The sequence below is a fragment of the Vibrio gallaecicus genome (assembly GCF_024347495.1).
In the GTDB taxonomy this organism is placed as follows: domain Bacteria; phylum Pseudomonadota; class Gammaproteobacteria; order Enterobacterales; family Vibrionaceae; genus Vibrio; species Vibrio gallaecicus.
This window is the reverse complement of sequence record NZ_AP025490.1, coordinates 610,124-634,443: the sequence shown is the minus strand read 5'-3', so window position 1 is coordinate 634,443 and position 24,320 is coordinate 610,124. Positions and strand designations below refer to the sequence as shown.

At 40.4% G+C, this 24,320-nt stretch carries 20 protein-coding genes and 1 other annotated feature; of the genes, 12 read left to right on the top strand and 8 right to left on the bottom strand.

The window, feature by feature from the left end:
• Positions 1 to 87 precede the first annotated feature (87 nt).
• A complete protein-coding gene (pgeF, locus tag OCU78_RS02790; RefSeq protein WP_137374582.1) occupies positions 88 to 828 on the bottom strand; it encodes a peptidoglycan editing factor PgeF in 741 nt (246 codons plus the stop codon).
• Positions 829 to 830: 2 nt separating this feature from the next.
• On the bottom strand, positions 831 to 1,805 hold the full coding sequence (rluD, locus tag OCU78_RS02785; RefSeq protein WP_004735031.1) for a 23S rRNA pseudouridine(1911/1915/1917) synthase RluD: 975 nt from the start codon (positions 1,803 to 1,805) through the stop codon (positions 831 to 833).
• A 138-nt stretch (positions 1,806 to 1,943) separates the two neighbouring features.
• On the opposite strand from rluD, the gene OCU78_RS02780 reads away from it, so the two are divergent.
• From OCU78_RS02780 to yjjX, 6 genes are all read left to right on the top strand, one after another.
• Positions 1,944 to 2,669 carry an outer membrane protein assembly factor BamD gene (locus tag OCU78_RS02780; RefSeq protein WP_137374581.1) on the top strand — a complete coding sequence of 242 codons (726 nt, stop codon included), beginning with the start codon at positions 1,944 to 1,946 and terminating at the stop codon, positions 2,667 to 2,669.
• Positions 2,670 to 2,807: 138 nt separating this feature from the next.
• Entirely contained in the window at positions 2,808 to 4,241 is a 1,434-nt protein-coding gene (locus OCU78_RS02775) for an MltF family protein (RefSeq protein WP_137374580.1), read from the top strand.
• A gap of 466 nt (positions 4,242 to 4,707) precedes the next feature.
• Positions 4,708 to 5,043, top strand: coding sequence for a ribosome hibernation-promoting factor, HPF/YfiA family (gene hpf, locus OCU78_RS02770; RefSeq protein ID WP_137374579.1), 336 nt, complete (start codon positions 4,708 to 4,710; stop codon positions 5,041 to 5,043).
• A 112-nt stretch (positions 5,044 to 5,155) separates the two neighbouring features.
• Positions 5,156 to 5,276, top strand: a sequence feature (Phe leader region).
• Positions 5,277 to 5,288: 12 nt separating this feature from the next.
• Entirely contained in the window at positions 5,289 to 6,464 is a 1,176-nt protein-coding gene (gene pheA, locus OCU78_RS02765) for a prephenate dehydratase (RefSeq protein ID WP_137374578.1), read from the top strand.
• A gap of 270 nt (positions 6,465 to 6,734) precedes the next feature.
• On the top strand, positions 6,735 to 9,071 hold the full coding sequence (locus OCU78_RS02760; RefSeq protein ID WP_137374577.1) for a putative bifunctional diguanylate cyclase/phosphodiesterase: 2,337 nt from the start codon (positions 6,735 to 6,737) through the stop codon (positions 9,069 to 9,071).
• Positions 9,072 to 9,123: 52 nt separating this feature from the next.
• Positions 9,124 to 9,648 carry an inosine/xanthosine triphosphatase gene (gene yjjX / locus OCU78_RS02755; protein ID WP_137374576.1) on the top strand — a complete coding sequence of 175 codons (525 nt, stop codon included), beginning with the start codon at positions 9,124 to 9,126 and terminating at the stop codon, positions 9,646 to 9,648.
• A 94-nt stretch (positions 9,649 to 9,742) separates the two neighbouring features.
• Here the strand turns inward: yjjX and trpR are convergent, their stop codons facing one another.
• The gene (gene trpR / locus OCU78_RS02750) at positions 9,743 to 10,036 is read right to left on the bottom strand and encodes a trp operon repressor (RefSeq protein WP_137374575.1); all 294 of its coding nucleotides are present in this window, start codon (positions 10,034 to 10,036) and stop codon (positions 9,743 to 9,745) included.
• A 257-nt stretch (positions 10,037 to 10,293) separates the two neighbouring features.
• Positions 10,294 to 12,243 carry a transglycosylase SLT domain-containing protein gene (locus OCU78_RS02745; RefSeq protein WP_137374574.1) on the bottom strand — a complete coding sequence of 650 codons (1,950 nt, stop codon included), beginning with the start codon at positions 12,241 to 12,243 and terminating at the stop codon, positions 10,294 to 10,296.
• Positions 12,244 to 12,543: 300 nt separating this feature from the next.
• On the opposite strand from OCU78_RS02745, the gene ettA reads away from it, so the two are divergent.
• The 3 genes from ettA to OCU78_RS02730 all read left to right on the top strand — a co-directional run bounded on the left by ettA (position 12,544) and on the right by OCU78_RS02730 (position 15,743).
• Complete coding sequence (ettA, locus tag OCU78_RS02740) at positions 12,544 to 14,211, top strand: energy-dependent translational throttle protein EttA (protein WP_137374573.1); 1,668 nt, start codon at positions 12,544 to 12,546, stop codon at positions 14,209 to 14,211.
• Positions 14,212 to 14,304: 93 nt separating this feature from the next.
• Positions 14,305 to 14,670: a PilZ domain-containing protein gene (locus OCU78_RS02735; RefSeq protein ID WP_137374572.1), complete on the top strand. Its 366-nt coding sequence runs from the start codon at positions 14,305 to 14,307 to the stop codon at positions 14,668 to 14,670.
• 53 nt (positions 14,671 to 14,723) lie between these two features.
• Entirely contained in the window at positions 14,724 to 15,743 is a 1,020-nt protein-coding gene (locus tag OCU78_RS02730) for a M23 family metallopeptidase (protein WP_137374571.1), read from the top strand.
• A gap of 162 nt (positions 15,744 to 15,905) precedes the next feature.
• Here the strand turns inward: OCU78_RS02730 and tyrA are convergent, their stop codons facing one another.
• The 3 genes from tyrA to nagZ all read right to left on the bottom strand — a co-directional run bounded on the left by tyrA (position 15,906) and on the right by nagZ (position 19,508).
• On the bottom strand, positions 15,906 to 17,033 hold the full coding sequence (gene tyrA / locus OCU78_RS02725; protein ID WP_137374570.1) for a bifunctional chorismate mutase/prephenate dehydrogenase: 1,128 nt from the start codon (positions 17,031 to 17,033) through the stop codon (positions 15,906 to 15,908).
• 165 nt (positions 17,034 to 17,198) lie between these two features.
• Positions 17,199 to 18,272, bottom strand: a complete 1,074-nt coding sequence (locus OCU78_RS02720; protein WP_137374569.1) for a 3-deoxy-7-phosphoheptulonate synthase — start codon at positions 18,270 to 18,272, stop codon at positions 17,199 to 17,201.
• A 246-nt stretch (positions 18,273 to 18,518) separates the two neighbouring features.
• The gene (nagZ, locus tag OCU78_RS02715) at positions 18,519 to 19,508 is read right to left on the bottom strand and encodes a beta-N-acetylhexosaminidase (RefSeq protein WP_137374568.1); all 990 of its coding nucleotides are present in this window, start codon (positions 19,506 to 19,508) and stop codon (positions 18,519 to 18,521) included.
• A gap of 100 nt (positions 19,509 to 19,608) precedes the next feature.
• On the opposite strand from nagZ, the gene OCU78_RS02710 reads away from it, so the two are divergent.
• Together OCU78_RS02710 and murQ are read left to right on the top strand one after the other, a co-directional pair.
• Positions 19,609 to 20,724 carry an anhydro-N-acetylmuramic acid kinase gene (locus tag OCU78_RS02710; RefSeq protein WP_137374567.1) on the top strand — a complete coding sequence of 372 codons (1,116 nt, stop codon included), beginning with the start codon at positions 19,609 to 19,611 and terminating at the stop codon, positions 20,722 to 20,724.
• Positions 20,725 to 20,763: 39 nt separating this feature from the next.
• A complete protein-coding gene (murQ, locus tag OCU78_RS02705; RefSeq protein ID WP_137374566.1) occupies positions 20,764 to 21,690 on the top strand; it encodes an N-acetylmuramic acid 6-phosphate etherase in 927 nt (308 codons plus the stop codon).
• A gap of 137 nt (positions 21,691 to 21,827) precedes the next feature.
• On the opposite strand, the gene OCU78_RS02700 is transcribed toward murQ, so the two are convergent.
• Positions 21,828 to 22,172, bottom strand: a complete 345-nt coding sequence (locus tag OCU78_RS02700; protein ID WP_137374565.1) for a DUF2799 domain-containing protein — start codon at positions 22,170 to 22,172, stop codon at positions 21,828 to 21,830.
• 400 nt (positions 22,173 to 22,572) lie between these two features.
• Between OCU78_RS02700 and OCU78_RS02695 the strand changes: the two genes are divergently transcribed.
• Positions 22,573 to 24,072: a carbon starvation CstA family protein gene (locus OCU78_RS02695; RefSeq protein WP_137374564.1), complete on the top strand. Its 1,500-nt coding sequence runs from the start codon at positions 22,573 to 22,575 to the stop codon at positions 24,070 to 24,072.
• Positions 24,073 to 24,320 lie beyond the last annotated feature (248 nt).

The following is a 24,320-nucleotide window of genomic DNA, read 5'->3' as shown; positions in this document are numbered from 1 at the left end:
ATGGATACGGTAACGTGAATTTTCAAGGGGGGAGATGAAGATATGAGAGCGAACAAATCGAAAAGATATAGAGGTTATATAGAAGCGTTACGTCATCCAGATGAATGTTGCTTGACGACCAGTTACTCCATCTCTTCTGTATGAATAAAATAATTCAGGATCTGAGTAAGTACAAAGATTTGAATCTGAGATTTCAGTGACTCCGACTGAGTTCAAACGCTGACGAGCTAATTGAGACATATTCGCCAACCACTTGCCCTGTTCAGGTTTTGTTTGAAATGCAGCTTTCGCGTTCGAATCAAAATCAACAAAGGCTTGAACCACATCACTTCCCACTTCAAATACTGATGGACCAATTGCAGGACCAAGCCAAGCCATAATTTCGCTTTGTGGATCATGTTCTTTAAACTTGGCTATCGCATTTTCAATAATGCCACCAGCAAGACCACGCCACCCCGCATGAACGGCTGCAACTTGAGTGCCTGAAGTATTCGTCAACAATACAGGAAGGCAATCGGCTGTCATTGCAGAGCATACGACACCTGGAGACATTGAAAATGCGCCATCTGCATCCAAAACTTCTAGAGTAGGCTTCAGCAATTCAACCACATGGGTAGAGTGAGTTTGATTTAACCAGACAGGAGCACTAGGCATGTCTTCTTGGCATTGAAGATATTTTCGATTCTTCTGAACTAAATTAATGTCATCCCCAACATGAGTACCGAGGTTTAGCCCTCGATATTCATCTTTTGAAAAACCACCAACTCTTGTCGAAGAAAATGCTTTGACATTTGAAGGCGAATTCCAGTCAGGGACGATCAGCGACATAATTAAATGTCGTCTTCGTGATTTTCGCGAGCATCAACGCGTAGTGCTTCTGCCATCACAACCATGTCATTTGGGACAGGAGCGTGGAACTCAACTTCTTCACCAGTAATAGGGTGAACAAATTTAAGCATTACAGCATGCAGTGCTTGGCGATCAAAAGAACGAATCATTGTCGTCAGCTCTTCAGATGCACCTTTTGGAATACGAGCACGACCACCGTACGCAATATCACCTAACAGCGGGTGCTGAAGGTATGACATATGAACACGAATTTGGTGAGTACGACCTGTTTCTAGACGCAGACGAATACGAGTATGTTCGCGGAAGTGTTCAGCAACACGGTAGTGAGTTACCGCAGGCTTACCTAATTCATTTACGTCCATTAACGTACGCTTAGTTGCATGACGGCTAATGCCTTTCTCAACCACACCACCCGCTGTCATTTTACCAATAGCAATTGCTTCATATTCACGAGTAATACGACGTTTAGCAAGAGCTCGTACAAGACGAGTTTGAGCTGGAACCGTTTTAGCCACAACCATAAGACCAGTTGTGTCTTTATCAAGACGGTGCACAATACCCGCACGAGGTACTTCAGCAATCTGAGGGTAATGGAAAAGCAATGCGTTTAGTATGGTTCCATCCGGCGTACCTGCGCCTGGGTGTACAACCAGATCGCGAGGTTTATTGATAACCAATAAATCATCATCTTCATAGACAATGTCTAACGGAATATCTTGTGCTTCCCAGCGCTCTTCATCCGCAAGCTCTGCTTGTAAGATGATCGCTTCACCGCCTAAAACTATGGTGCGCGGTTTAGTGATAACTTCGCCATCCACTTGGATTTTGCCGTCAAGAAGCCACTCTTTAATACGAGAGCGAGAAAAATCGGTAAATAGTTCAGCGACAGCTTGGTCTAAACGTTGACCTAACTGGCTGCTTTTTACTGTGTCTGTTAATGTTATCTGCTGAGCCATATCGAACTTTTTTAAAAACCGTGAGACTAATACCCATTAGTATGGATAAAATAGAATAATTGCATCATTGTATCTGTTACTGGTTAGAAAGTAACGGAAGCTTACGAAATATTTAAATTCAAGGAATCGACCCCGGACATGAAACACTTTACTTTATCGGGCCTATTGGCATTAACATTGTTAGTTGGCTGTTCAAGTAGCAACGAAATAGTTCCTGATGTTCCACCATCGGTTCTCTATTCAGAAGCTCAAGTTTCCCTGCAAAGTGGTAGCTGGCTAACAGCAATAGAAAAGTTAGAAGCACTAGACTCTCGCTACCCTTTCGGTGCTTACTCTGAACAAGTGCAACTCGACTTAATCTACGCTTACTACAAAAATGACGACCTTGCGCTAGGCTTGGCAACCATTTCTCGATTTTTACGCCTAAACCCAACTCATGAAAAACAGGACTGGGTGCTATACATGCGCGGGCTAACACACATGGCTCAAGACCGAAACTTTATGCACGACCTATTTAATATAGATCGTAGTGACCGAGATCCAGAGCCTGTAAAACTTGCTTTTGCTGATTTTAAAAAGTTACTCGAACGTTTCCCTGAAAGCCCATACGCTGAAGATTCGCAAAAACGTATGTTTGCATTAAAAAATCGTTTAGCAGAATACGATTTAGCGACGGCTGATTTTTACTTGCGTCGCGAAGCATGGATTGCGGCGATCAACCGTAGTCAAGAACTACAAAAAACATACCCAGACACTATCGCTGCAAGAAAATCATTAGATATTCAATTGGAGGCTTACCGCCAATTAAAATTAGATGACGCAGCGAAAAGAACAGAACAACTTATCGAGCTAAACCCTCTATAAGTTATGTATGTGGGACACACACAAATCTAACGCACTATTTATAGTGCGTTTTTTTTCGTCAAAAATCGCAAACTTGATGAATCGCATTGTACACGGTATCTTTAATGAATAACTATTAACATAACATCAACATGGAGTGTGGATGTGAGCAGGTTGATATTACTCATTTTAATTGTCGGATTTACTCCGCTTTTAAATGCATTAGAGCTATCCCCATTAAGTAACGCCCCTTATGTGGGAGACTTAGATCAACTAAAGAAAAAAGGCACAGTGAGAGTGCTTGTTTCGGCTGATCTTGGTTTTTATTTTATAGAAGATGGAAAACCCAAAGGCATTATTGCTGAGATGCTTTACCACTTTGAAAAAAGCTTAAAAAAGAAAAACCCCTATCTAAATGTACAAATCATTCCCGTACAACGTGACGATTTACTTCCCTCTTTAAAGTCTGGTTATGGTGATGTTGCGGTAGCTAACCTGACCATTACCGACAAAAGACTGAAAGTGATCGACTTTGCTAACCCAATGATCCAAAACGGCAAAGAGCTGTTCATTACAGGTCTAAAAACTGAAAGCTTTACTTCAATTGAACAATTAAGTGGACGAGAAGTTTGGATAAGAGCTAGTTCTAGCTACTTTGAAAGTATCCAACGAGTGAATGAAGAACTAAATAAGAAGGGTTTGCCCCCAGTTTATGTTCACTTCATTGAAGAATCCCTTCAAGATTACGAATTAATTGAGCTAGTGAACCAAGGCTACATAGAGAGCACTATCCTAGACAGCCATAAAGCTAGGCTGTGGCTGAATGTTATGGAGAACATACAAATACATGAATCTCTGCCTTTACGTGAAAATAGCAAAATAGCTTGGGCTTTAAGAAAAAATAGTCCGCAATTAAAAAAAGAAATTAACAAATACGTAAAAACCGCCCGCTCCGGAACATTACTAGGCAATGTGATTTATCAAAAGTATATCGATAATACACGCTGGTTAAGCCGAGTGCTTAACCCCAAAAAAGTGGACCGAGTTGCGAATTTATCTGAAGTCTTTCAAAAGTATTCAAGTAAGTACGAATTCGATCCATTAATGATGTCTGCTCAAGGTTTTCAAGAGTCGGGATTAGATCAAAGCCGCGTATCTCATAAAGGCGCGATTGGAGTTATGCAAGTCCTGCCGAGTACCGCGAGAGATAAAAACGTCAACATTCCTAACATACATAAAGTCGACAATAATATTCATGCTGGTATCAAGTACATGCGGTTTATCAAAGATAGATATTTTAACGATGAAGCAATAAGCCCTGATGACCAAATATATTTTACATTAGCGGCCTACAACGCTGGTCCAGCTAAAATAAGAAAGATGAGAAAACTGGCGAAGACAAAAGGGTATAACCCAAATGTGTGGTTTAAAAATGTTGAAATCATCACCCGAAAATACGTGAGTAAAGAACCTGTTACTTATGTAACGAACATCAATCGCTACTATGTAATTTACAAACAACTCGAGGCAATACAAGCGATTAAAGGATCAGGCAATGCGCGGTTACTTAAAAACAACGCAAGCTTTAAATAGTGACCTTCCTTAACTTTGTCATAGACCGGCAGGGAATATAATTTCCCCTAAAGACGATACAAGCTAAAAACCAAAAAAACCGCTTTAATACAGCTAAGCGGTTTTTTATTGAATTCGAGTATTTATTGGTTGCTAAGAGCTTTCGAACAAAACATCATTTTAATAAGCATTTATCCTATCAAGTGCTTATTAAAACAAATGGTGAAGTTTTAATCATTCATTTTTTACGGCTGTATAACACCCCTAAAAACAACAATAATTTTTAGCGAAACCCTGCCTCCAATTTAGACTTTTTGTCATTGATAACAAGCAGTTTTATTATTTTAAGAACAAAGGTTTGCGTAAGATCACATTTGATTTTAATAATAATCTCTCTAGCCACAAAAGTGATCTTTATCACGTTTTTTATTCCTTGAAACAGTAATCTGAAGTTAACCCATAAGGGATACCACAGAGGAAAGAATCTATGAAAATGAACATCACTGGTAAAAATATCGACATCACCTCTGCAATCCGTGAGCACATTGAAAGTAAATTTAACAAGCTTGATAAATGGCAAATCGACATCATTGGATGCCAAGCAAGCTTTAGCGAAGAACCAAATAAGAAAAAGAAATTCGAAGCCGTACTAACAGTACCAAAAGGAAAACTGGTTGCTTCATCAATCCATGATGACCTATACGTAGCAATCAACGAAGTTGAACAAAAACTAGAACGTCAACTTAATAAACTCATTCATAAACCTGAAGCTCGCCGTTCAGAAAAACCAGAAATAGAAGAGCTAGAAGCCGAAGTTGAATAAAGGAAATCCGAAGATTCGAGAATAGCGCCTCTATGGCGCTATTTTTTTGCTTGACGCTCGAACAACGCTTGCTTATTGTGGTTAAACACTCATAAAAAAATCACATTTTATGCATAACCAACACCTGTTTATTTTTGACTTCTTTTTTCTTCCGTAAATCGGAGGCTAAGTCGTTTTAGAAAAACAAGTCAAAAACGAACAGAAAGCCTCCCAAATAAGGGAGGCTTTTTTATAAGGAAAAATTCATGACTGACCGCCATCTTTCTCTAGATGAGATTCGCCTTCGCTTAAATGATCTGGATGACCAATTACTATCTCTACTATCAGAACGCAGACAACTCAGTATTGAAGTTGCTAAAAGTAAAGTAGAAACCTCTAAACCTGTTCGTGACGCTGAACGTGAGCAACAGCTTTTAGTAAAACTGATTAATAATGGCAAAGATAAATATCAACTCGATGCTCAATATATAACTAAGCTTTTCCATACCATCATCGAAGATTCTGTTTTACTGCAGCAATCTTACTTACAAAACTTAGCGAACCCGCAGAGCCGTAAGCCACTTGCAAGAGTCGCTTTTCTAGGTTCGAAAGGCTCATACTCTCATTTAGCAAGCCGAGAATATTTCAGCCGTAAAAATATGGAGCTGATTGAGCTTAACTGCGGTCATTTTAAAGAAGTAACCACTACAGTTGAGTCAGGTCATGCCGATTACGGTGTGCTTCCTATTGAAAACACGAGCTCTGGTTCTATCAATGAAGTATACGACCTACTTCAGCACACGACTCTTTACATCGTAGGGGAACTATCACAGCCAATTGAGCACTGCTTAGTTGCTAAAAACGATATCAGAATTGAAGACATCAAGACTCTTTACTCACATCCACAGCCACATCAGCAATGCAGCGAGTTTCTAAGCAAGCTAAATGGCGTAACACTTGAATCATGTGCAAGTACCGCGGATGCGATGATGAAAGTGAAAGAATTAGGTAGTGATGATGTTGCCGCAATTGGTAACGCTTCAAGCGGTAAATTGTATGGCTTACAATCTATACAGGGAAATATTGCGAACCAAACAGAAAACCATACTCGTTTCATTGTCGTAGCGCGTAAACCTGTTGAAGTGTCTACACAAATTCCAGCAAAGACGACTCTGATTATGTCAACGTCACAAGAGGCTGGGTCTCTGGTTGAAAGCTTGTTAGTTCTGCAACGTCATCACATCAATATGACCAAACTTGAATCTCGTCCAATCATGGGGAACCCTTGGGAAGAAATGTTCTATGTCGATTTAGAAGCTCATCTAGATTCAGAAAACATGCAGCATGCAATTGCGGAGCTCACCAAGCTCACTACGCACTTAAAAGTACTAGGCTGTTACCCAAGTGAAAATATCAAAGCAACGCAAGTAAAACTTCAGTAGCTTATATGTAGATCACTGTCTCGAACAATGTGTACCCCATAACGTTCGAGGCAGTCATCCGTGACTTTGATAATGTCACGTATCTTTTTAAGAACAACCGTGCTGAATCAACTGAACTTTGAACGGTCTTAACAGAGAACAATAGTTAACTTTGATATAAAACTCTATTCCCATAACAACAGATCACGGAATAAGGTCTAATAAATAGCACCCAATCTATAACTGATATAGGCTTATACGCCAAAATTATAAATACTGTTGTAGCCCGTCATGAAGCTAAGTACTAAAATTTTACTTCTCATTGCCCCTGTCATACTTTGCAGTACGGCGATGTCTAGCTACATCATTTATACCAACCAGAAAGATGCTTTTATTAAGCGGGAAGAGAATTCTTTACAGCTTGATATGGAGAAATTAGCGGGACATTTTCGCCAGGCTCGTTCATTTCTGAATAGTTACTCATATACGCTAACTAAGAGTGACATCATAAAACGTTACTTTCTTCTCAAAGATAATCCATATAGAGAATTAGAGCTGGTTGAAAACCTGAAAGAGACCATTAATTTACTCCAAGATGGAAATAACAGTTTTACAGGTCTTGCTCTATTAGATGGTAATCGTGATGTTTTATATTATGCCGAAAACAGCCATGAGCAATTAGCTCAGATTGACCCAAAAATCCTTGAACACATTAACTACAGCTACCAATCGACCCTAGAAACCTCGAATATAAGTTACACTCGTAACTCTCAAGGTGAGGGAATGTTGGTTCGCTATGAAGTATTAGATCAACGTACTCTTGCCACACCACTGAGCTATCAAGTCGACGATGTTTTCTTTGTTGTAGTATCCGTTTCATTGGATAAATTCAATACGTTACGTAAACAAATCGAATACGATTATCAAACCAGTTTGTTCTTTTCTTCTGAACGAATTCAAACAAAAACAGGGTTAACTCAATCCATACTGTTATCACCCGCACTATATGCAACCGTTGATCCCGCTCCATTTTTGATGAGAAATAAACTCAATTCAATCTGGAACGAAATTACAGCTTCGTTTGTGCTGTCTGCCTTTGTCACCATGGGGCTGGTGCTTACCTTACTATATCGCACAATTATCACCCCCATCACACGCTTAGATTCACAACTAAAACAAGTGGAAAGACGACAACGGAAAAACATCGAACGCCTTGGCAGCAATGATGAAATTGGACGTCTATCAGATCGCTTTTACACTATGTATCAAGAGTTAGATAACACTTATCAGCAAACCAAAATCTTAGCTGAAAAGGACCAACTCACTCAAATAGCGAATCGACATCAGTTTCAAAACCATGCTGAAGTATCCTTATCAGTTCCTAATATAAACCGTTCTATTTGGGTTCTTTATCTTGACTTAGATAATTTCAAATTCGTAAATGATAAGTACGGACACCAAATTGGTGACTCTATTTTGGTCGCATTTGCTCAGAGAATTTCGAACATTTGCGATACTTACCAAAGCCACCATTATGCCACTTGCATGGTTTCACGATTATCGGGAGATGAATTCTCTGTATTCATCAATGCTCCAGCTAACTCAGGTAATGTTGCGAAAGATTTTTCTGATCAATTACTCGCGCCAATGCAACACGGTTTCATTACTGAACTTGGCAACTTTCCTATTACCGCCAGTATTGGTATTGCAACCTACCCTTCTGATGGCGACAACATAGAAAAACTTATCTCCAATGCAGATACTGCTATGTATCAAGCAAAGCGAGCAGGAAAAAACCAACACGCATATTATTCTTTAGATCTCGATAAGGTTGTACAGCGCCGCGCAGATATAGAAAGAGCATTAAGAGAAAATCATTTTGATGATGAATTTAAATTGATGTATATGCCCTATTTAGATACCGCAGGACAAAAAGTTATTGGTGTCGAAGTATTATTGCGTTGGTTTTCTAAAGAGTTAGGTTTTGTCTCCCCTGATGAATTTATCCCTATAGCAGAACAAACAGGGCTATTCGATCTGGTCGACAAATGGGTAATAAAAAATGCATTTGCATCGTTTCACAAGGTCCAAGACCAATTTCCTCACGCTATTCAGCTATCCATTAACCTATCTTCTGCAGAGCTAGAAACGATTAGATTATCCGAATTTATTCATCAACACGCTAAAGCTAATCGTATTCCCCCCGAATTGATTGATTTTGAAATAACTGAAACATTTGAATCAGAATCTCAAGGTTTTCCATTGCTTCATGAATTAGCTCGCCTTGGCTATAAGCTAGCGATTGATGACTTCGGTTCTGGGTACACTTCTATCACACAACTTGTTCAGTACCCTGTTCAAAAAATCAAATTAGATAAAGTGTTTTTAGAAACGCTAATGGCAACCAATAATCAGCATATTGTTAAACCAATCATCGAACTGTGCCATGCTCAAAATAAAATGGTGACAGCAGAAGGGATAGAAACAGAAGATATGTACCAATGGCTTGCTAACTACCAATGTGATTTTATGCAAGGTTACTATTTCGGAAAGCCTATGCCGATTGAAGAACTAAAATATTGGTCACAAACACGTTTGAGCACTAACACTCAATCACTATATAATTAGCATCAAGTAGTATTACTCTCACTAACGTCCATCTGCCAATAAGAGTTAAACCATGAAATCTGTTGTCATTGCCTCGCTAAACCCAGCAAAAATTAATGCTGTTAAAAGTGCTTTCCAATCGGCTTTACCCAATGAAGACTTCACGTTTACTGGAGTGAGTGTAGACAGCGGTGTTGCAGATCAACCCATGACTAACGATGAAACTTATTTAGGCGCCGAGAACCGAGTAAGAAACTCAGCTCTGGCTCACCCTAATGCACATTTTTATGTAGGGCTGGAAGCCGGAATAGAAGGTTCTATTACTTTCGCCTGGATGATCATTGAATCTCAAGGGCAAAGAGGCGAGTCTCGTTCTGCAAGCCTTATGCTTCCACCAGCCGTTTTAAATAAATTAGAACATGCTAACGAGCTCGGTGACGTGATGGATGACGTTTTTGGTACCAACAATATTAAGCAGCAAGGTGGAGCTATTGGGCTTTTGACACATAATCAACTGTCTCGAAGCTCTGTTTATCACCAAGCTCTGATTTTAGCTCTCATTCCTTTCATGAACCCAGAGCACTTTCCAGTATCGTAACTCATCCTCTGTTTTCAGAAAATTTATCGAATGATAAAACGTAAAAACGCTAGCAACTGGGCTAGCGTTTTTATCTGAGTTGAGTAAAAAATTATCACTTCAAAAGTAACTGAGCAATTTCTGCTTTTTCTTGGTCAGATTTAGCTTTTAACTCATTAGAACCACGAGTAATAGTTGCAACACCCACCCCGAGCATCTGGCTAACCTGCCTTTGTGATATATCACCTTTTATCAACTCACAAAGGATATTCACTCTTGCCACTAAGGCATCTCTTTCATCAGAAGTCATCATCATTGTCAGTAGTAGTTCATGCTGCCCGTTATCTGCGGCACTTTTTACTAAATCCATTAACTGCTGCCAATTTTCATATTCTGGTTGTGATGCCATGATCTACACTTACTTCTTGATTTATTCATGCTAGAACCATGAATGAGACAGATACGCATCAGAAAATAATCGAATGCTTGCTCTCATCCATACTGCTTAATGAACGGCACTTTTTGTTAATACCATTCATACGATTTGTCACTAGGTATACCGAAACACGCAAAACTATTCAATATTAAAGAGCGTAAGTAACCAATAAGGCTGACTCACACTCACAATTCAACTAGCCGCTTTGGTGAATTAGTAGTTCTCATGAATTAGTAATTCTGGTGAACTTCATGCTCATTCAAAAAAGCACCATCCACACCTAAGATATCTCTGTAATACGTTTCAAACATCAAGATATTTTGAACATAACCACGAGTTTCCTTAAATGGAATCGCTTCAATGAAGGCATACGCATCAAGCTTACCATCCGTTCTTTTACGCCATAGCTTCACTCGGTTTGGACCTGCATTGTAAGCTGCTAAAGCAAAGATTCGGTTGTTATCATATTGATTCAATAACCCATCTAGGTAGTGGCTACCAATCTCAATATTTTTACCCACCTCATAAAGCTCATCACGACCTTGATACGCTAGCTTATATTTTTTCGCTGTATATTTAGCGGTAGCAGGCATAATCTGCATGATCCCACGAGCACCCACCGGAGAATTAGCATCAGCATCGAGTGCGCTTTCTTGCCTTGCTAGAGACATCAAGGTGATAGGATCTAGATCGTTTTTCTCTGCATAAAAGTTAAACCACCACTTATGAGCGACAGGAAACCTAAGGGTAATGTTATCCCATATTTTGGCTGAGATACTAGCGGTCACAGATAAGTGATTCCACCCTTTTTGTGCAGCATAAGCCGCAAGCATTGCCTTTTCTTCTTTGGTTACATTCGAAAGTAACCATCTCCATTCACTTTTTGCTGCGGCAATTTTATCTACATCAATTAACTCAGAGATACGCACTAATGTTTCTTTATAAGGCGCAACTTTTTCACGCTCTAACTTTAATGTTGAAGTCGAATAATTAATTGACTGCTTGATTTCTTTTGCTGCCGCTACACTATAAAAATTTCTCTGCCCCGTGATTGCCATTAATCGCTGCTTGCCTTGTGTTACCTTGCCAGTTTCAACTTCAGCACGCCCTAACCAATATTGCCAACGTAAAGAAGCTTGATGGGATTCATCCAATTTCGATACCCACTTCACAAGACCTGACCAATCAGCATGTTGAATTGCAAGACGTGCTCTTCGCTCTAATAACGTTTGTCTTGACGTTGTGCTGATAACGTCATCTCGCCATACTGCAAGCGCATCTGAGTCGGTATTTATTAAGCGAAATGAAACATAATCAGCCAGCTCTTGTTGCTTTTTCTCAGGGAATTTTTGCGCTTTCATTACATCATTGAAAACTGACTGCGCTTCTGTAGAAGACTTCCTTGCCAGCTTTTCAAATGCAAACTCCGTTTGAGAACGATAAAAGTCATTAGCTGGGTATTTTTTCGCGAAAGTCAAAACGCCTTCCGGCTTACGGTAAATAGCCTTCATCGCTTTTGCTTGAGCAATTGACTCTTCACTGTCTAATTGCTTTGTTAGATAGCTCATCAGCTTGCCATTACGATTTTCGAAAGCTAACAACATTCGCTCTAAGATTAGTTCATCTGTTCGTAGTCCAGCTTTATCCCAATAGTTAAAAAGTGGGTCACATTGATCATCGACGCCATTGCCGCTTAGCCATAATTGCTTTGCACCATTAAAAGCAATTTCATGTTGCTCTCGTTCATAATGAGCTCGGTAATAAATACATTGGTATTTTTCTCCAACAGGCTCTTGTATTTGATACTCAAGTACTCCTTCCCAATCTTTATTTTTAGACAAAGCAGACAGATAAGGAGCGCTGATACGATTAGAGAAAGGAAAAGCTTTATTCTCAGCAATAAAGGCTCTGACTTCAGTTGGAGATTTTTTATCTAGTCCAACCAAAAAAGCTCGATAATCGACATATGGCGTTAAAGGATAAGCGGTAATACTAGGGCGAATCGCTTGGTAAGCTTTTAAATCTTTCTTATCAAGAATGTCTTGTGCTTTTTCGTAATTGATTCGCTGCATTTCTAATTCAGAGACAACGCTGGCAAGCCCATCTGGAACCATTGATATAGATGACACAATAGCCGCGGTTAACGCCGTTAATTTAGATTTTAAAATTCGAGAAAACATCCGCTCTATTCCTTAGTGCGTATTTGATATGCAATTCCTCTATTAACGCCAAACATCGCAGTAAATGTAAAGGTTTTGAGTGTAAATATTATTAAATTAACAATACTTCATCTGAATTATTACGGTATGAAGACTGACAGTGCCCGTTCCCTGTATTTATTGAGATTTTTAAAGATAAAAATTATCTAAGCCTCCATAGAACAAGCATCAAAATACGATTTATTGGCAGGGAGTAACATATTCCCCAATATTGGTATAAAATAGCCAATAATTTTGAACAATAATTAGGATCGATCGGCAATGGCTGAATACGTATATACCATGTCTCGGGTGAGCAAAACTGTTCCACCTAAGCGTCAAATTCTTAAAGACATTTCTCTTAGCTTTTTTCCTGGCGCTAAAATCGGTGTTTTGGGTCTAAATGGTTCAGGTAAATCTACCCTACTACGTATCATGGCTGGTATTGATACTGATATCGATGGTGAGGCACGCGCACAGCAAGGTCTTAACGTCGGTTACCTACCGCAAGAGCCTGTACTTGATGAATCAAAAACAGTTCGTGAAATCGTTGAAGAAGCCGTTTCTGACGTTGCTGATGCACTTAAGCGTATTGATGCGGTTTACGCTGCTTATGCAGAACCAGATGCAGATTTCGACGCTCTTGCTAAAGAACAAGGTGAGCTAGAAGCTCTAATTCAAGCAAAAGACGGTCACAACCTAGAGACTGCTCTAGAGCGTGCAGCTGACGCACTTCGTCTTCCAGAGTGGGATGCGAAAATTGAATTCCTATCAGGTGGTGAGCGTCGTCGTGTTGCTATCTGTCGTCTGCTTCTTGAAAAACCTGACATGCTGCTTCTTGATGAACCAACCAACCACTTGGATGCAGAATCAGTAGCATGGCTTGAGCACTTCCTTGTTGATTACAGCGGTACTGTTGTGGCGATTACCCACGACCGTTACTTCCTAGACAACGCTGCTGGCTGGATTCTAGAACTTGACCGTGGCGAAGGTATTCCATGGGAAGGTAACTACACATCTTGGTTAGAGCAAAAAGATGAGCGTTTGAAGCAAGAGAAAGCTGGTGAAAGCGCTCGTCAAAAGACGATCGAGAAAGAACTGGAATGGGTTCGTCAAAACCCTAAAGGTCGTCAAGCTAAATCTAAAGCTCGTATGGCTCGTTTTGAAGAACTAACAACTGGTCAATATCAGAAACGTAACGAAACCAACGAACTGTTCATCCCGCCAGGTGAGCGTCTAGGCGACAAAGTTCTTGAAGTTAAGAACCTAACAAAATCATTTGGTGATCGCGTTCTTATCGACGACCTATCGTTCAGCATGCCTAAGGGTGCCATCGTAGGTATCGTGGGTGCTAACGGTGCAGGTAAATCGACTCTGTTCAAGATGCTAAGTGGTGCTGAACAGCCAGATTCAGGCACAGTTGAACTGGGCGAAACCGTTAAGCTTGCTTCTGTTGATCAGTTCCGTGACAGCATGGACGACACTAAAACAGTATTCCAAGAGATCTCTGAAGGCGCTGATATTATTAAGATCAACAACTTCGAAATCCCTGCACGTGCATACTGCTCTCGCTTCAACTTCAAGGGTATCGATCAGCAGAAGATTATCGGTGAATTGTCTGGTGGTGAGCGTAACCGTGTTCACTTAGCGAAACTGCTAAAAGCGGGTGGTAACGTATTACTACTCGATGAGCCTACCAATGACCTAGATGTTGAAACACTACGAGCACTTGAAGAAGCGCTTCTTGAGTTCCCTGGTTGTGCAATGGTTATCTCGCATGACCGTTGGTTCTTAGACCGTATTGCTACTCATATTCTAGATTACCGTGATGAAGGTCAGGTTAACTTCTACGAAGGCAACTATACTGACTATACTGAATGGCTAAAACAGACTATCGGTGCACAAGCTGCAGAGCCTCACCGTATTAAGTACAAGCGTATCGCTAAGTAAATTTGCTTGTATTTTAATCTAAGGTCGCTATTATCGCGACCTTAGATATTTACAAGTCATCGTACTTATAATAAATCATGAGAGAGAACTACTATGGTTGAAAGACGTCGATTTTCACGAATCATTTACCAGGTTCCAGCTAAAGCTTCACAAGACCGATTACAACTCAATGGTTTTGTTCAAGATTTATCGCTACATGGTGTATTACTGCAGTGCGATGATGCTTTGTTATTCAATCACTCTTTACCTCTTCATGTTAGCTTTCAGCTAAATGATAGTGATGTAGTGATTCAACTAGAAGCTTCAATTATTTCTACCAACAATACCTCAATGCGTTTACGCATAGAGCATTTAGATATTGATAGTATTAGTCATTTGAAACGCTTAGTTGAACTTAATGTCGGTGATGATGAGTTACTTCACCGCGAAATTGAACACCTATCCGACCTAGGCAGCTAAATTCAATAAGCAAATGCTCTAGTTAGTTAAATAAACCATTTTGTTATGTAGTTATGTCCCAAAAAGTTTCTATCACTATTCCTTCTGGCCAAGGGAAACAGACGTTTTACTTTGGTCGAAAATCCCTTCTATTAATTGCCTCTGCACTATTATCTGTGCCTGTCTTAATAGGCGGATCTGTATATTTATATTCAGAAAATCAAAACCAACAGATTACAACTTCTGAAAAACAAGCTGAATTTGAAAGTGCCCTTAGCCAACTTCATATTGAAAAAGGTGAAGTGGAATCTCTGTATCAAGAGCAGGTAGACACCAACCACTCTTTATCACAAGAATTAACAGAAAAAGAAGGGAAAATTCAACTGCTCGGAAAACGTGTTTTTGATGTCGAATCTGTTTTAGGTCTAGCCGATGAAGACTTGTTAGCGGATGATTCGACTTTAGAAGATCGTATTGATGCTGCTGCAATTGATTCAGCGGTAAGAGCGACCATGTTTCGTTTGATTCCTAATGATAGCCCTATGGCTTACCAACGCATCTCATCATCTTACGGTCGAAGAACTAATCCTATAACGGGCAAGAGACATACTCATACAGGTATTGACCTGACTTGTAAGCGTGGTGAAGAAATCCTTGCTCCTGCTGATGGGGTGATCGAAACCGTCAGACCAAGTAAAAAAGGCTTTGGTAACTTCCTAACTATGCGTCACTCTTTTGGTTTCATGAGTTCATATGCTCACTTGCAAAAGTTTAACGTTCGCAGCGGTCAATTTGTGAGTAAAGGAGATGTAATCGCAAAGTGTGGTAACTCTGGTAACTCTACCGGTCCTCATTTGCACTATGAAGTACGCTTTTTAGGGCGTTCACTTAACCCTCAGTACTTAATGGATTGGACACCCGAGAACTTTAATTACGTTTTCGAAAAAGAAACAAAAGTGAAATGGGGTCCACTTGTTCAATTAATTGATAACGTGGTTAGGCTGCAAATTAATTTAACCAATGTTCCATACAAAGATTCAAGTATTGAAACGGTATCGAGTGAAGATAGCAAAAAGCCTATCACGACTAATTAGCCTATGATGATCTAATTGCTTTAGGGCTATGATGAGCTAATTACTTCTAGTCTACTATGAGCGAATTGCTTCTGGCCTACTATAGACCGAATGCTGTCTAGACATTCAATACAAAAAAAGAGCGACCAAATGGTCGCTCTTTTTTATGATTTAAAAACGATTCTAGCCTCTATGAATAGAGTCATGGGCTTGCTTTAATAGGTTCTGACTTTCTTCTAAAAACTGTTGAGAGTAATCACCAAACCAATCACTAACTTGATTGAAGCTTTGAACAAAGGTTTCCTTATCCTTACCATCTAAAATATTCAATGCTTCCCCAAAACAATTATGGAAACGTCTAATCATCTCAATATTTTCATCCGATGAAAGAATGATGTCACCGTATAGGTTAGGGTCTTGTGCAAACAAACGACCAACCATCGCAATTTCCAATCGGTAAATTGGCGAGCTAAGTTTCAACAACTGATCAATGTTAGGGTTTTCTTTACTTAAATGAAGACCGTAAGCATATGAAGTGAAGTGGCGGAGTGCTTGAATTAAGGTCATACCATGATCATGTTCAGCGGCATCCATTTGGCATAGGCTAGCACCCCAAATACCAAATTGTTTTAATAGCCACTGGTAGCTTTCTTCATCACGACCATCACTGTAAACAATCACTTGTTTAGCAAGGCTTGGAACGTCAGGACCAAACATCGGGTGTAAACCCACAACAGGACCTGAATGCATGTTAAGCATAGTTTGCAGAGGCTTAGACTTAATGGATGTTAAATCACATAAGATACAGTCACTCGGCAAGTTACCTAGCTTTTCAATTACACCTTCCGTCAAGTGGATTGGCACTGTAACAACAACAAGACCAGCATTGTCTAGTAGCTCATCAGCTTTATCCCAGTCTTTACTTCCTAAGATTTTCACATCGTAACCTGAAAGCTTGAACATACGTCCAAACAAGCCACCAAGTTGACCATTACCACCAACAATAACAACTGAACGCAATTCTGGCTTAAGGCACTTAAAACCAGAGTCTTTCTCACTGGCATAGGACTCACGCATAGTACGGCGTAAAATATCTTCGATTAACCGTGGTGGTACACCAATTTTTTCAGCTTCTTTACGACGCGAGGCAAGCATTGCGGCTTCGCGCTCTGGTACATAAATAGGCAAACCGTGCTCACTTTTAACCTCTCCGACTTTCTCAACTAAAGAAAGGCGCTGAGCCAGTAAATCCAACATTTGTTTATCGACTGCATCGATTTGGTCGCGTAATGCGTTCAGTTCAACGGCCATTTTATTCCTTACTATCTATAAGCCTGTGCTAGTCCGAATCTCACTAACGACAGATCTTTAAATGCCCCAAATCAATGAGGCACCTAAACTTTAAACTCTGACTAATAAACTTTAGCTAACATCTTAATTAAAAAGTTTTAGTTAAAAACCTTAACTTGTAGCTAACTAACCTTTCAGGCGGTTTTCTAAGAACGGGACTAACTCCGTATGTGCATGTTTTAATAGTGCCTCAGTTGAATCCCAATTGATACATGCATCCGTAATTGAAACACCATACTTCATTTCATTTAGAGGGATATCAGAAGACTGGTTACCTTCGTTCAAATGACTCTCGATCATTAGGCCAATAATAGATTTATTACCTTCACGAATTTGGTGAATCACATCTTCAGCAACCAATGGCTGACGTCGGTAATCTTTACGAGAGTTTGCATGGCTGCAATCCACCATTAATGCAGCATCAAGACCTGTTTTTTGAAGCTCTTGCTCACACTCATGAACGGATACTGAATCGTAGTTAGTCTGCTTGCCACCACGTAAAATCACATGACCATTTGGGTTGCCTTGAGTCGTCAATAGTGCAACTTGACCTTCACGGCTAATACCCATGAAACGGTGGCTTGAAGACGCAGCTTGCATTGCGTTAATTGCCGTTCCTAAGTTGCCATCGGTACCATTTTTGAAGCCGATTGGCATAGATAGACCACTTGCCATTTCACGGTGTGTTTGTGACTCGGTAGTACGAGCACCAATGGCCGCCCAGCTAAAAGTATCGGCTAAGTATTGTGGGCTAATAGGATCAAGTGCCTCTGTCGCTAATGGAATTTCCATCTCTGCTAGTTCAACAAGAAGCTCACGACCTACATGCAAACCATGCTCTATATCGAAAGTGCCATCTAAATGCGGGTCATTGATTAAACCTTTCCAGCCAACGGTAGTTCTTGGCTTTTCAAAGTACACACGCATCACAATATACAGTTGGTCACTAAGCTCTTCAGACAATGCTTTAAGGCGTTTCGCGTACTCTTTCGCAGCTTCTAGATCATGAATAGAACAAGGACCACACACTACAAGCATACGGTGATCTTTCTTATGAATGATATTAGCGATAGTTTCGCGAGACTCTTGAATAAAGCGACGAGCGTTATCACTTAAAGGCAGTTTTTCTTTAAGTTCTTCAGGAGTAATCAGTACCTGTTCGTCGATAATATTGACATTGCTTAATTCACTTTTTTGCATAACTCAACCTGTATATTTATTTTTACACCCAGACATCCATATGGGCTAACAATCTTTAGAAACTAAAATAACAGCTATAAAAACGATTGCAAGTGTAAATAATAAAAAACATTTAGTGTAAATTAATATTTACACTAAGATTTTAATTAGTTATAAGATACAAATAGTTCTAAACCGCGTCTCACACATACAAAAAAGACGATATTTCTCATATCGCCTCCTTAAAACTTATTGAGTGTTTATTTATCACCCAGCGTTTAGCATTCGCTTAATTTGTTCTGAAGCCTCTTTCCATCGGCTATCCGAATGAAGAGTTGGTAAATCAAAGTTGCGTTTTTTAAGCAATGAGTTAGCTAAAGGCACCTCTTGAATAGCTAAGTGATCAAGAGCTTCAATTTGTGCATTTCGTTTATTACACATCAACACCATGTCACAACCCGCATTCAAAGCAGCCTTCGCTCTGTCGGCGGGTCCACCCATAATTGCCGCCCCTTCCATAGTTAAGTCATCAGAGAAAATGAGCCCTTTGAACCCTAACTGCTGCTTAAGTACAGTCTGAAGCCAGTATTTAGAACCACTAGCTGGCTGGCTATCGTAATTGGGATAAATCACATGCGCTGGCATCATTGCATCAAGAATGCCCGCTTCAATTTGAGCCTTAAAGATAGCCATATCTGTTTCAAAAATATCATGGCGCTCGTCATAAGGGGTTTCTAAGTGAGAATCAGCAATCACACCACCATGCCCAGGGAAGTGTTTACCTGTTGTAGCCATCCCTACGGATTTCATCCCCGATATAAATGCACTGCTGTGGCGAACAATAGTCTCAATATTATCGCCGAAAGCACGGTTTCCTATCGCTTTGCACTCATGACCTTTATCCAAAACAGGCGCGAAGCTTAAATCAATATCGTGAGCAATCAGCTCAGCCGCCATTAGCCAGCCAGCTTGCTCAGCTAATTCTTCACCATTTTTATGTTTCGCAAATTCTTGAGCAGCAGGAATGATAGAAAACGCGTCACGAAAACGCTGAACTCTTCCGCCTTCTTGGTCAACACCAATTAAAATAGGACGCTTAGCCGCTTTTCTTATAGCGGTATTCAAGGCTAGAAGCTGCTCACTATCATAATAGTTACGAGCAAATAATATGACACCACCTACGGTTGGATGCTCCAAAACTTCTTTATCTTCTGCCGTCAATTCACAACCTGCGACATCGAGCCATAACGGTCCCATATTTATCCCTTACTAAGCCTAAAATTCATAAACTTATCGAGATTATTCGCTTTGATTTTGCATTACAATGTTTTTAACCCAATGTCGGAAGAGTTTAGGAATGAAACAGAGAGAGCTTTATATTGGTGTGATGTCTGGCACTAGCATGGATGGAGTCGACACAGCATTAGTCAGCATTAGTGGCAATAAAATTTCCCTTATTGCCCATGGTGAACACCCAATGCCTAATAGTCTTAAACAAAGCTTACTCAATGTTTGTATTGGTCAAGCTACAGATTTAAAAGCCATTGGTGAAATAGACCACCAGCTTGGTCACCTCTTTGCTGATGCCGTATTAGATTTACTCGAAAGGTCTGGCTACTCTGCAAAAGATATCACTGCGGTAGGTAACCATGGTCAAACGGTTTTTCATCAACCTACAGGCTCTTCTCCCTTTACTATGCAGTTAGGTGATGCCAACGTCATTGCGACCAAAACAGGTATTCAAACGATTGCTGACTTTAGACGAAAAGATATGGCGTTAGGCGGGCAAGGTGCACCTTTAGTCCCTGCATTTCATCACACGATATTCAAAGCAAGCTCTAGCTCAGTTATCGTTCTAAATATTGGTGGCATTGCCAACATTTCCGTTCTGCGACCAAATCACCCAGTACTTGGCTATGACACCGGACCTGGCAACATGCTCATGGACGCTTGGGTTGATAAACACCTCAACCAGAAGTTCGATCGTGATGCACAATTTGCTAAGCAAGGATCTACTCACGAACCATTATTAGAACAACTACTACGTAACGCTTATTTCGAGCAACGTCCTCCAAAAAGTACTGGGCGAGAACTATTTAATTTACCTTGGCTCGAAAAACAGTTATCTCAATTTACCCATTTATCACCTGAAGATGTTCAATGTACACTTTGTGAATTTACCGCAACCACAATAGCAAACGAAGTTAACCGCTATCACTTGGGCACCGAACCTGAATTACTGGTTTGTGGCGGTGGCGCCTGTAACCCACTCATAATGGAAAGGCTTACACGATTACTCCCTAATTGGAATGTTGCCTCCACAGATTCAAAAGGTGTCAGCGCTGATTATATGGAAGCAATGGCTTTCGCATGGCTTGCCCAACGACGAATTCATAACTTACCTAGTAATTTACCTGAAGTGACTGGGGCGAGTAAGCTCGCCTCTTTGGGTGTTTTATATTATGCAGACTGACCTCCCACAGCTGCTCGTAGACAATCTTTAAGGATACCTATGACCAACGACGCTTTAATTTCAGCCTTATCTCAACTCGTCTCTGAAGGGCGAAATCCAGACACCATGGATATAGACCTTCTTTCATCACACGAGATAATAGAACGTATTAACCAGCAAGATAAACAAGTCCCTCTAGCTGTCGAAAAAGTTTTACCCGAAATCGCTCAAGCCGTAGATAAAATAACGGAAGCATTTAGAAAAGGTGCTCGACTTATTTATATGGGCGCAGGCACCAGTGGTCGTTTAGGTGTACTTGATGCATCTGAGTGCCCACCGACTTTTGGTGTTTCTGACCAAATGGTAGTGGGTCTTATTGCCGGTGGACCAGAGGCAATATTAAAAGCAAAAGAAGGAGCCGAAGATTCACCTGAACTTGGGGAAAACGACCTAAAAGACATTAATTTCACTGAAAATGATGTGTTAGTTGGGATTGCCGCAAGTGGTAGGACACCTTATGTTATTGGCGGTTTGGAGTATGCTAATGAGATCGGTGCCACCAGCATTGCCCTATCTTGTAACCCTGACTCTCCAATTGCTGACATTGCTAAAATCGCTATAAGCCCGGTAGTTGGTCCTGAAGCATTGACGGGATCAACACGCTTAAAGTCAGGTACAGCACAGAAATTGGTTCTCAACATGCTGACGACTGCGAGTATGATCAGAATAGGAAAAAGCTATCAGAACTTGATGGTGGATGTAAAAGCGACCAATGAAAAGCTGGTCGCTCGAGCGGCAAGAATTGTTATGCAAGCAACAGACTGTGAGAAGCATCAAGCCGTATCGACCTTAAGAGAAACCAACTACGAGGTTAAACTTGCGATCTTAATGATCTTAACTGATCTAGATTTAGCTACCGCAAAGCTACAACTTTCGAAACAGCAAGGTTTCCTACGTAAGGCTGTCGAGATCAATACTGAGCTTTAGATTTAGACCTCATTGAATATAGATCTCATTAAATGTAGGTCTCGTTAAAAACAAAACGCGCTTTGCATCTCTAATCGTCTTAAAGATAAAAAGCGCGTTAAGTTGAATGTACTCAACTAAATCTTGAAAAGAAAAGCCTAGTTACTGTATTCAGTCCAACCACGTTGCCACTCCATACGGAACTGCTGAGCATGCTCGAAGCCTGCGCATACTCCTTCGTAATACTGACCTGACAGCCCAATTTGAAAGGCATGGTTCGGATCGCAAAACTCTTCTACACCTTGCTGATAACCAGTTTCATAACTCGCTTGATCAACACTGCCTAATGCTGATAACTCACTATATAGACGTTGAGGGTTTCCTTTCACACCGTCTCGATAACCTATTTCTACCCAGTCACCTTCATTTGCTAGATCTTGAAGGTTTGCCGTACAACCTGACAATGCAGCCATAGCCAATAAACACGTTGTTATTCTTTTCATTTCAATCCCTTACTTTTATAACTATAGGTTGCCACTAAAAGGCAATAATAACCAGTGAACGATTTAAATCCCTTTTAATCAGTAGTCATATTTGCATTGGTCTAGAGTGTTCCAACAAATTAAGCATTAGTGAAACTCTCGATATAGTAAAGCGTTAGATATTTGTAAAAGCTGGCAACCTAAAAGATAGAACCACTTAAATAGGTTAATAACCACTTAGACATTTTATTTAGCCACTCGCACTTACCCTAAACCACTCAAGCTTCCTCCAAACCACTTAATTCAGATAAGCACCACTAAACTCGCCATTCGACCACTCGCTTCAGTATCGCGTGAAGCTTCTATTTCCTTATTCTAGTATGCACTCTGACTTACTCATTCAACTCAGGGATAACACGTTATGATGTGGTTTCTAACTTGCGTAGCAGCTTTAATTGGTGGCTATTTTATTTACGGTACTTTTATCGAAAAGGTTTTCGGTATCAATGAAAACCGTAAAACCCCAGCAATTACCAAACAAGATGGCGTGGATTTCGTACCCATGTCGACACCTAAAGTATATTTAGTTCAATTACTTAACATCGCAGGTGTTGGACCAATATTTGGACCTATTATGGGGGCTTTATACGGTCCTGCTGCAATGTTATGGATTGTTCTAGGCTGTGTATTTGCAGGCGCAGTTCACGACTACTTCTCTGGCATGTTATCTATCCGTAATGGCGGAGCTTCAGTTCCTACTATCACTGGACGTTACTTAGGTAATGGCGCAAAACACTTTATGAATATCTTTGCCATTGTCCTACTACTTCTTGTTGGGGTTGTTTTTGTTTCAGCACCTGCAGGTATGATTACTAACCTAGTCAATGACCAAACTGATTTCACCATGTCGATGTCTACAATGGTTGTAATTATCTTTGCCTACTACATCATCGCTACTGTTGTCCCTGTAGATAAGATTATTGGTCGTTTCTACCCACTATTTGGCGCACTGCTGATTTTCATGTCTGTTGGATTAATCACTGCTATTGGCTTATCAGACGAGCACCAAATCATGGGTGGCTTTGAGATGAAAGACATGTTCACCAACATGAATCCAAATGACCTACCACTTTGGCCTGCACTATTCATCACTATTGCTTGTGGCGCTATATCAGGTTTCCACGCGACTCAGTCACCACTTATGGCGCGTTGTATGGAAAATGAAAAGAACGGCCGTTTCGTTTTCTACGGTGCAATGATTGGTGAGGGTATCATTGCTCTAATCTGGTGTGCACTTGCTCTATCGTTCTTCGGTTCAGTTGAATCTCTGTCTGACGCGATTGCAAACGGTGGTCCGGGTAACGTGGTATACAGCGCTTCATTTGGTTTGCTGGGTGTATTTGGTGGTATCCTTGCTTTCCTTGGCGTGGTTATTCTACCAATCACTTCTGGTGACACAGCTTTCCGTTCAAGCCGTCTTATCCTTGCTGAATACTTCAACATGGAACAGAAAACACTGCGTAACCGCCTACTAATGGCATTACCTCTGTTTGTTTTAGGTGGCATTTTGACTCAAGTAGATTTCGGTATTATCTGGCGCTACTTTGGTTTTGCTAACCAATCAACCGCAGTCATGATGCTGTGGACAGCATCCGCATACCTACTACGCCATAATAAATTGCACTGGATAACAACCGTTCCAGCTATTTTCATGACAACAGTATGTATCACCTTTATTTTAAGTAACAGCCAACTTGGTTTTGGCTTACCAATGCAATTATCGACTATTGTCGGCGTTGTATCTGCACTATTGATTACCGCTTATGTCATCAAGATTTCCAAAGGGAAAGGCGAACGTGACTACGCAAATGAACAAGATGAATCAGCTGATGAAAATAAAGCAGTCACTAAAACTGCATAGAGACAATGATCTCAACAATCACAGCAGCTTCAATAATAAGTAACACCTTTGCTTGCAACTTGGGTTTATCTAAAGCTTAAATAACCCCTTCTAAGCCCATCATATGATGGGCTTAGTTTTTCCTAACTAAAAACAATGCATTGCTAAAGCAACAAATAAGAATAGAAATAGGCATGGAAAACCACCATGACCTGCACTAGGGTTAAATAGATAACGATAAAAACCAAACGCCTAAATACTCTAGTGCT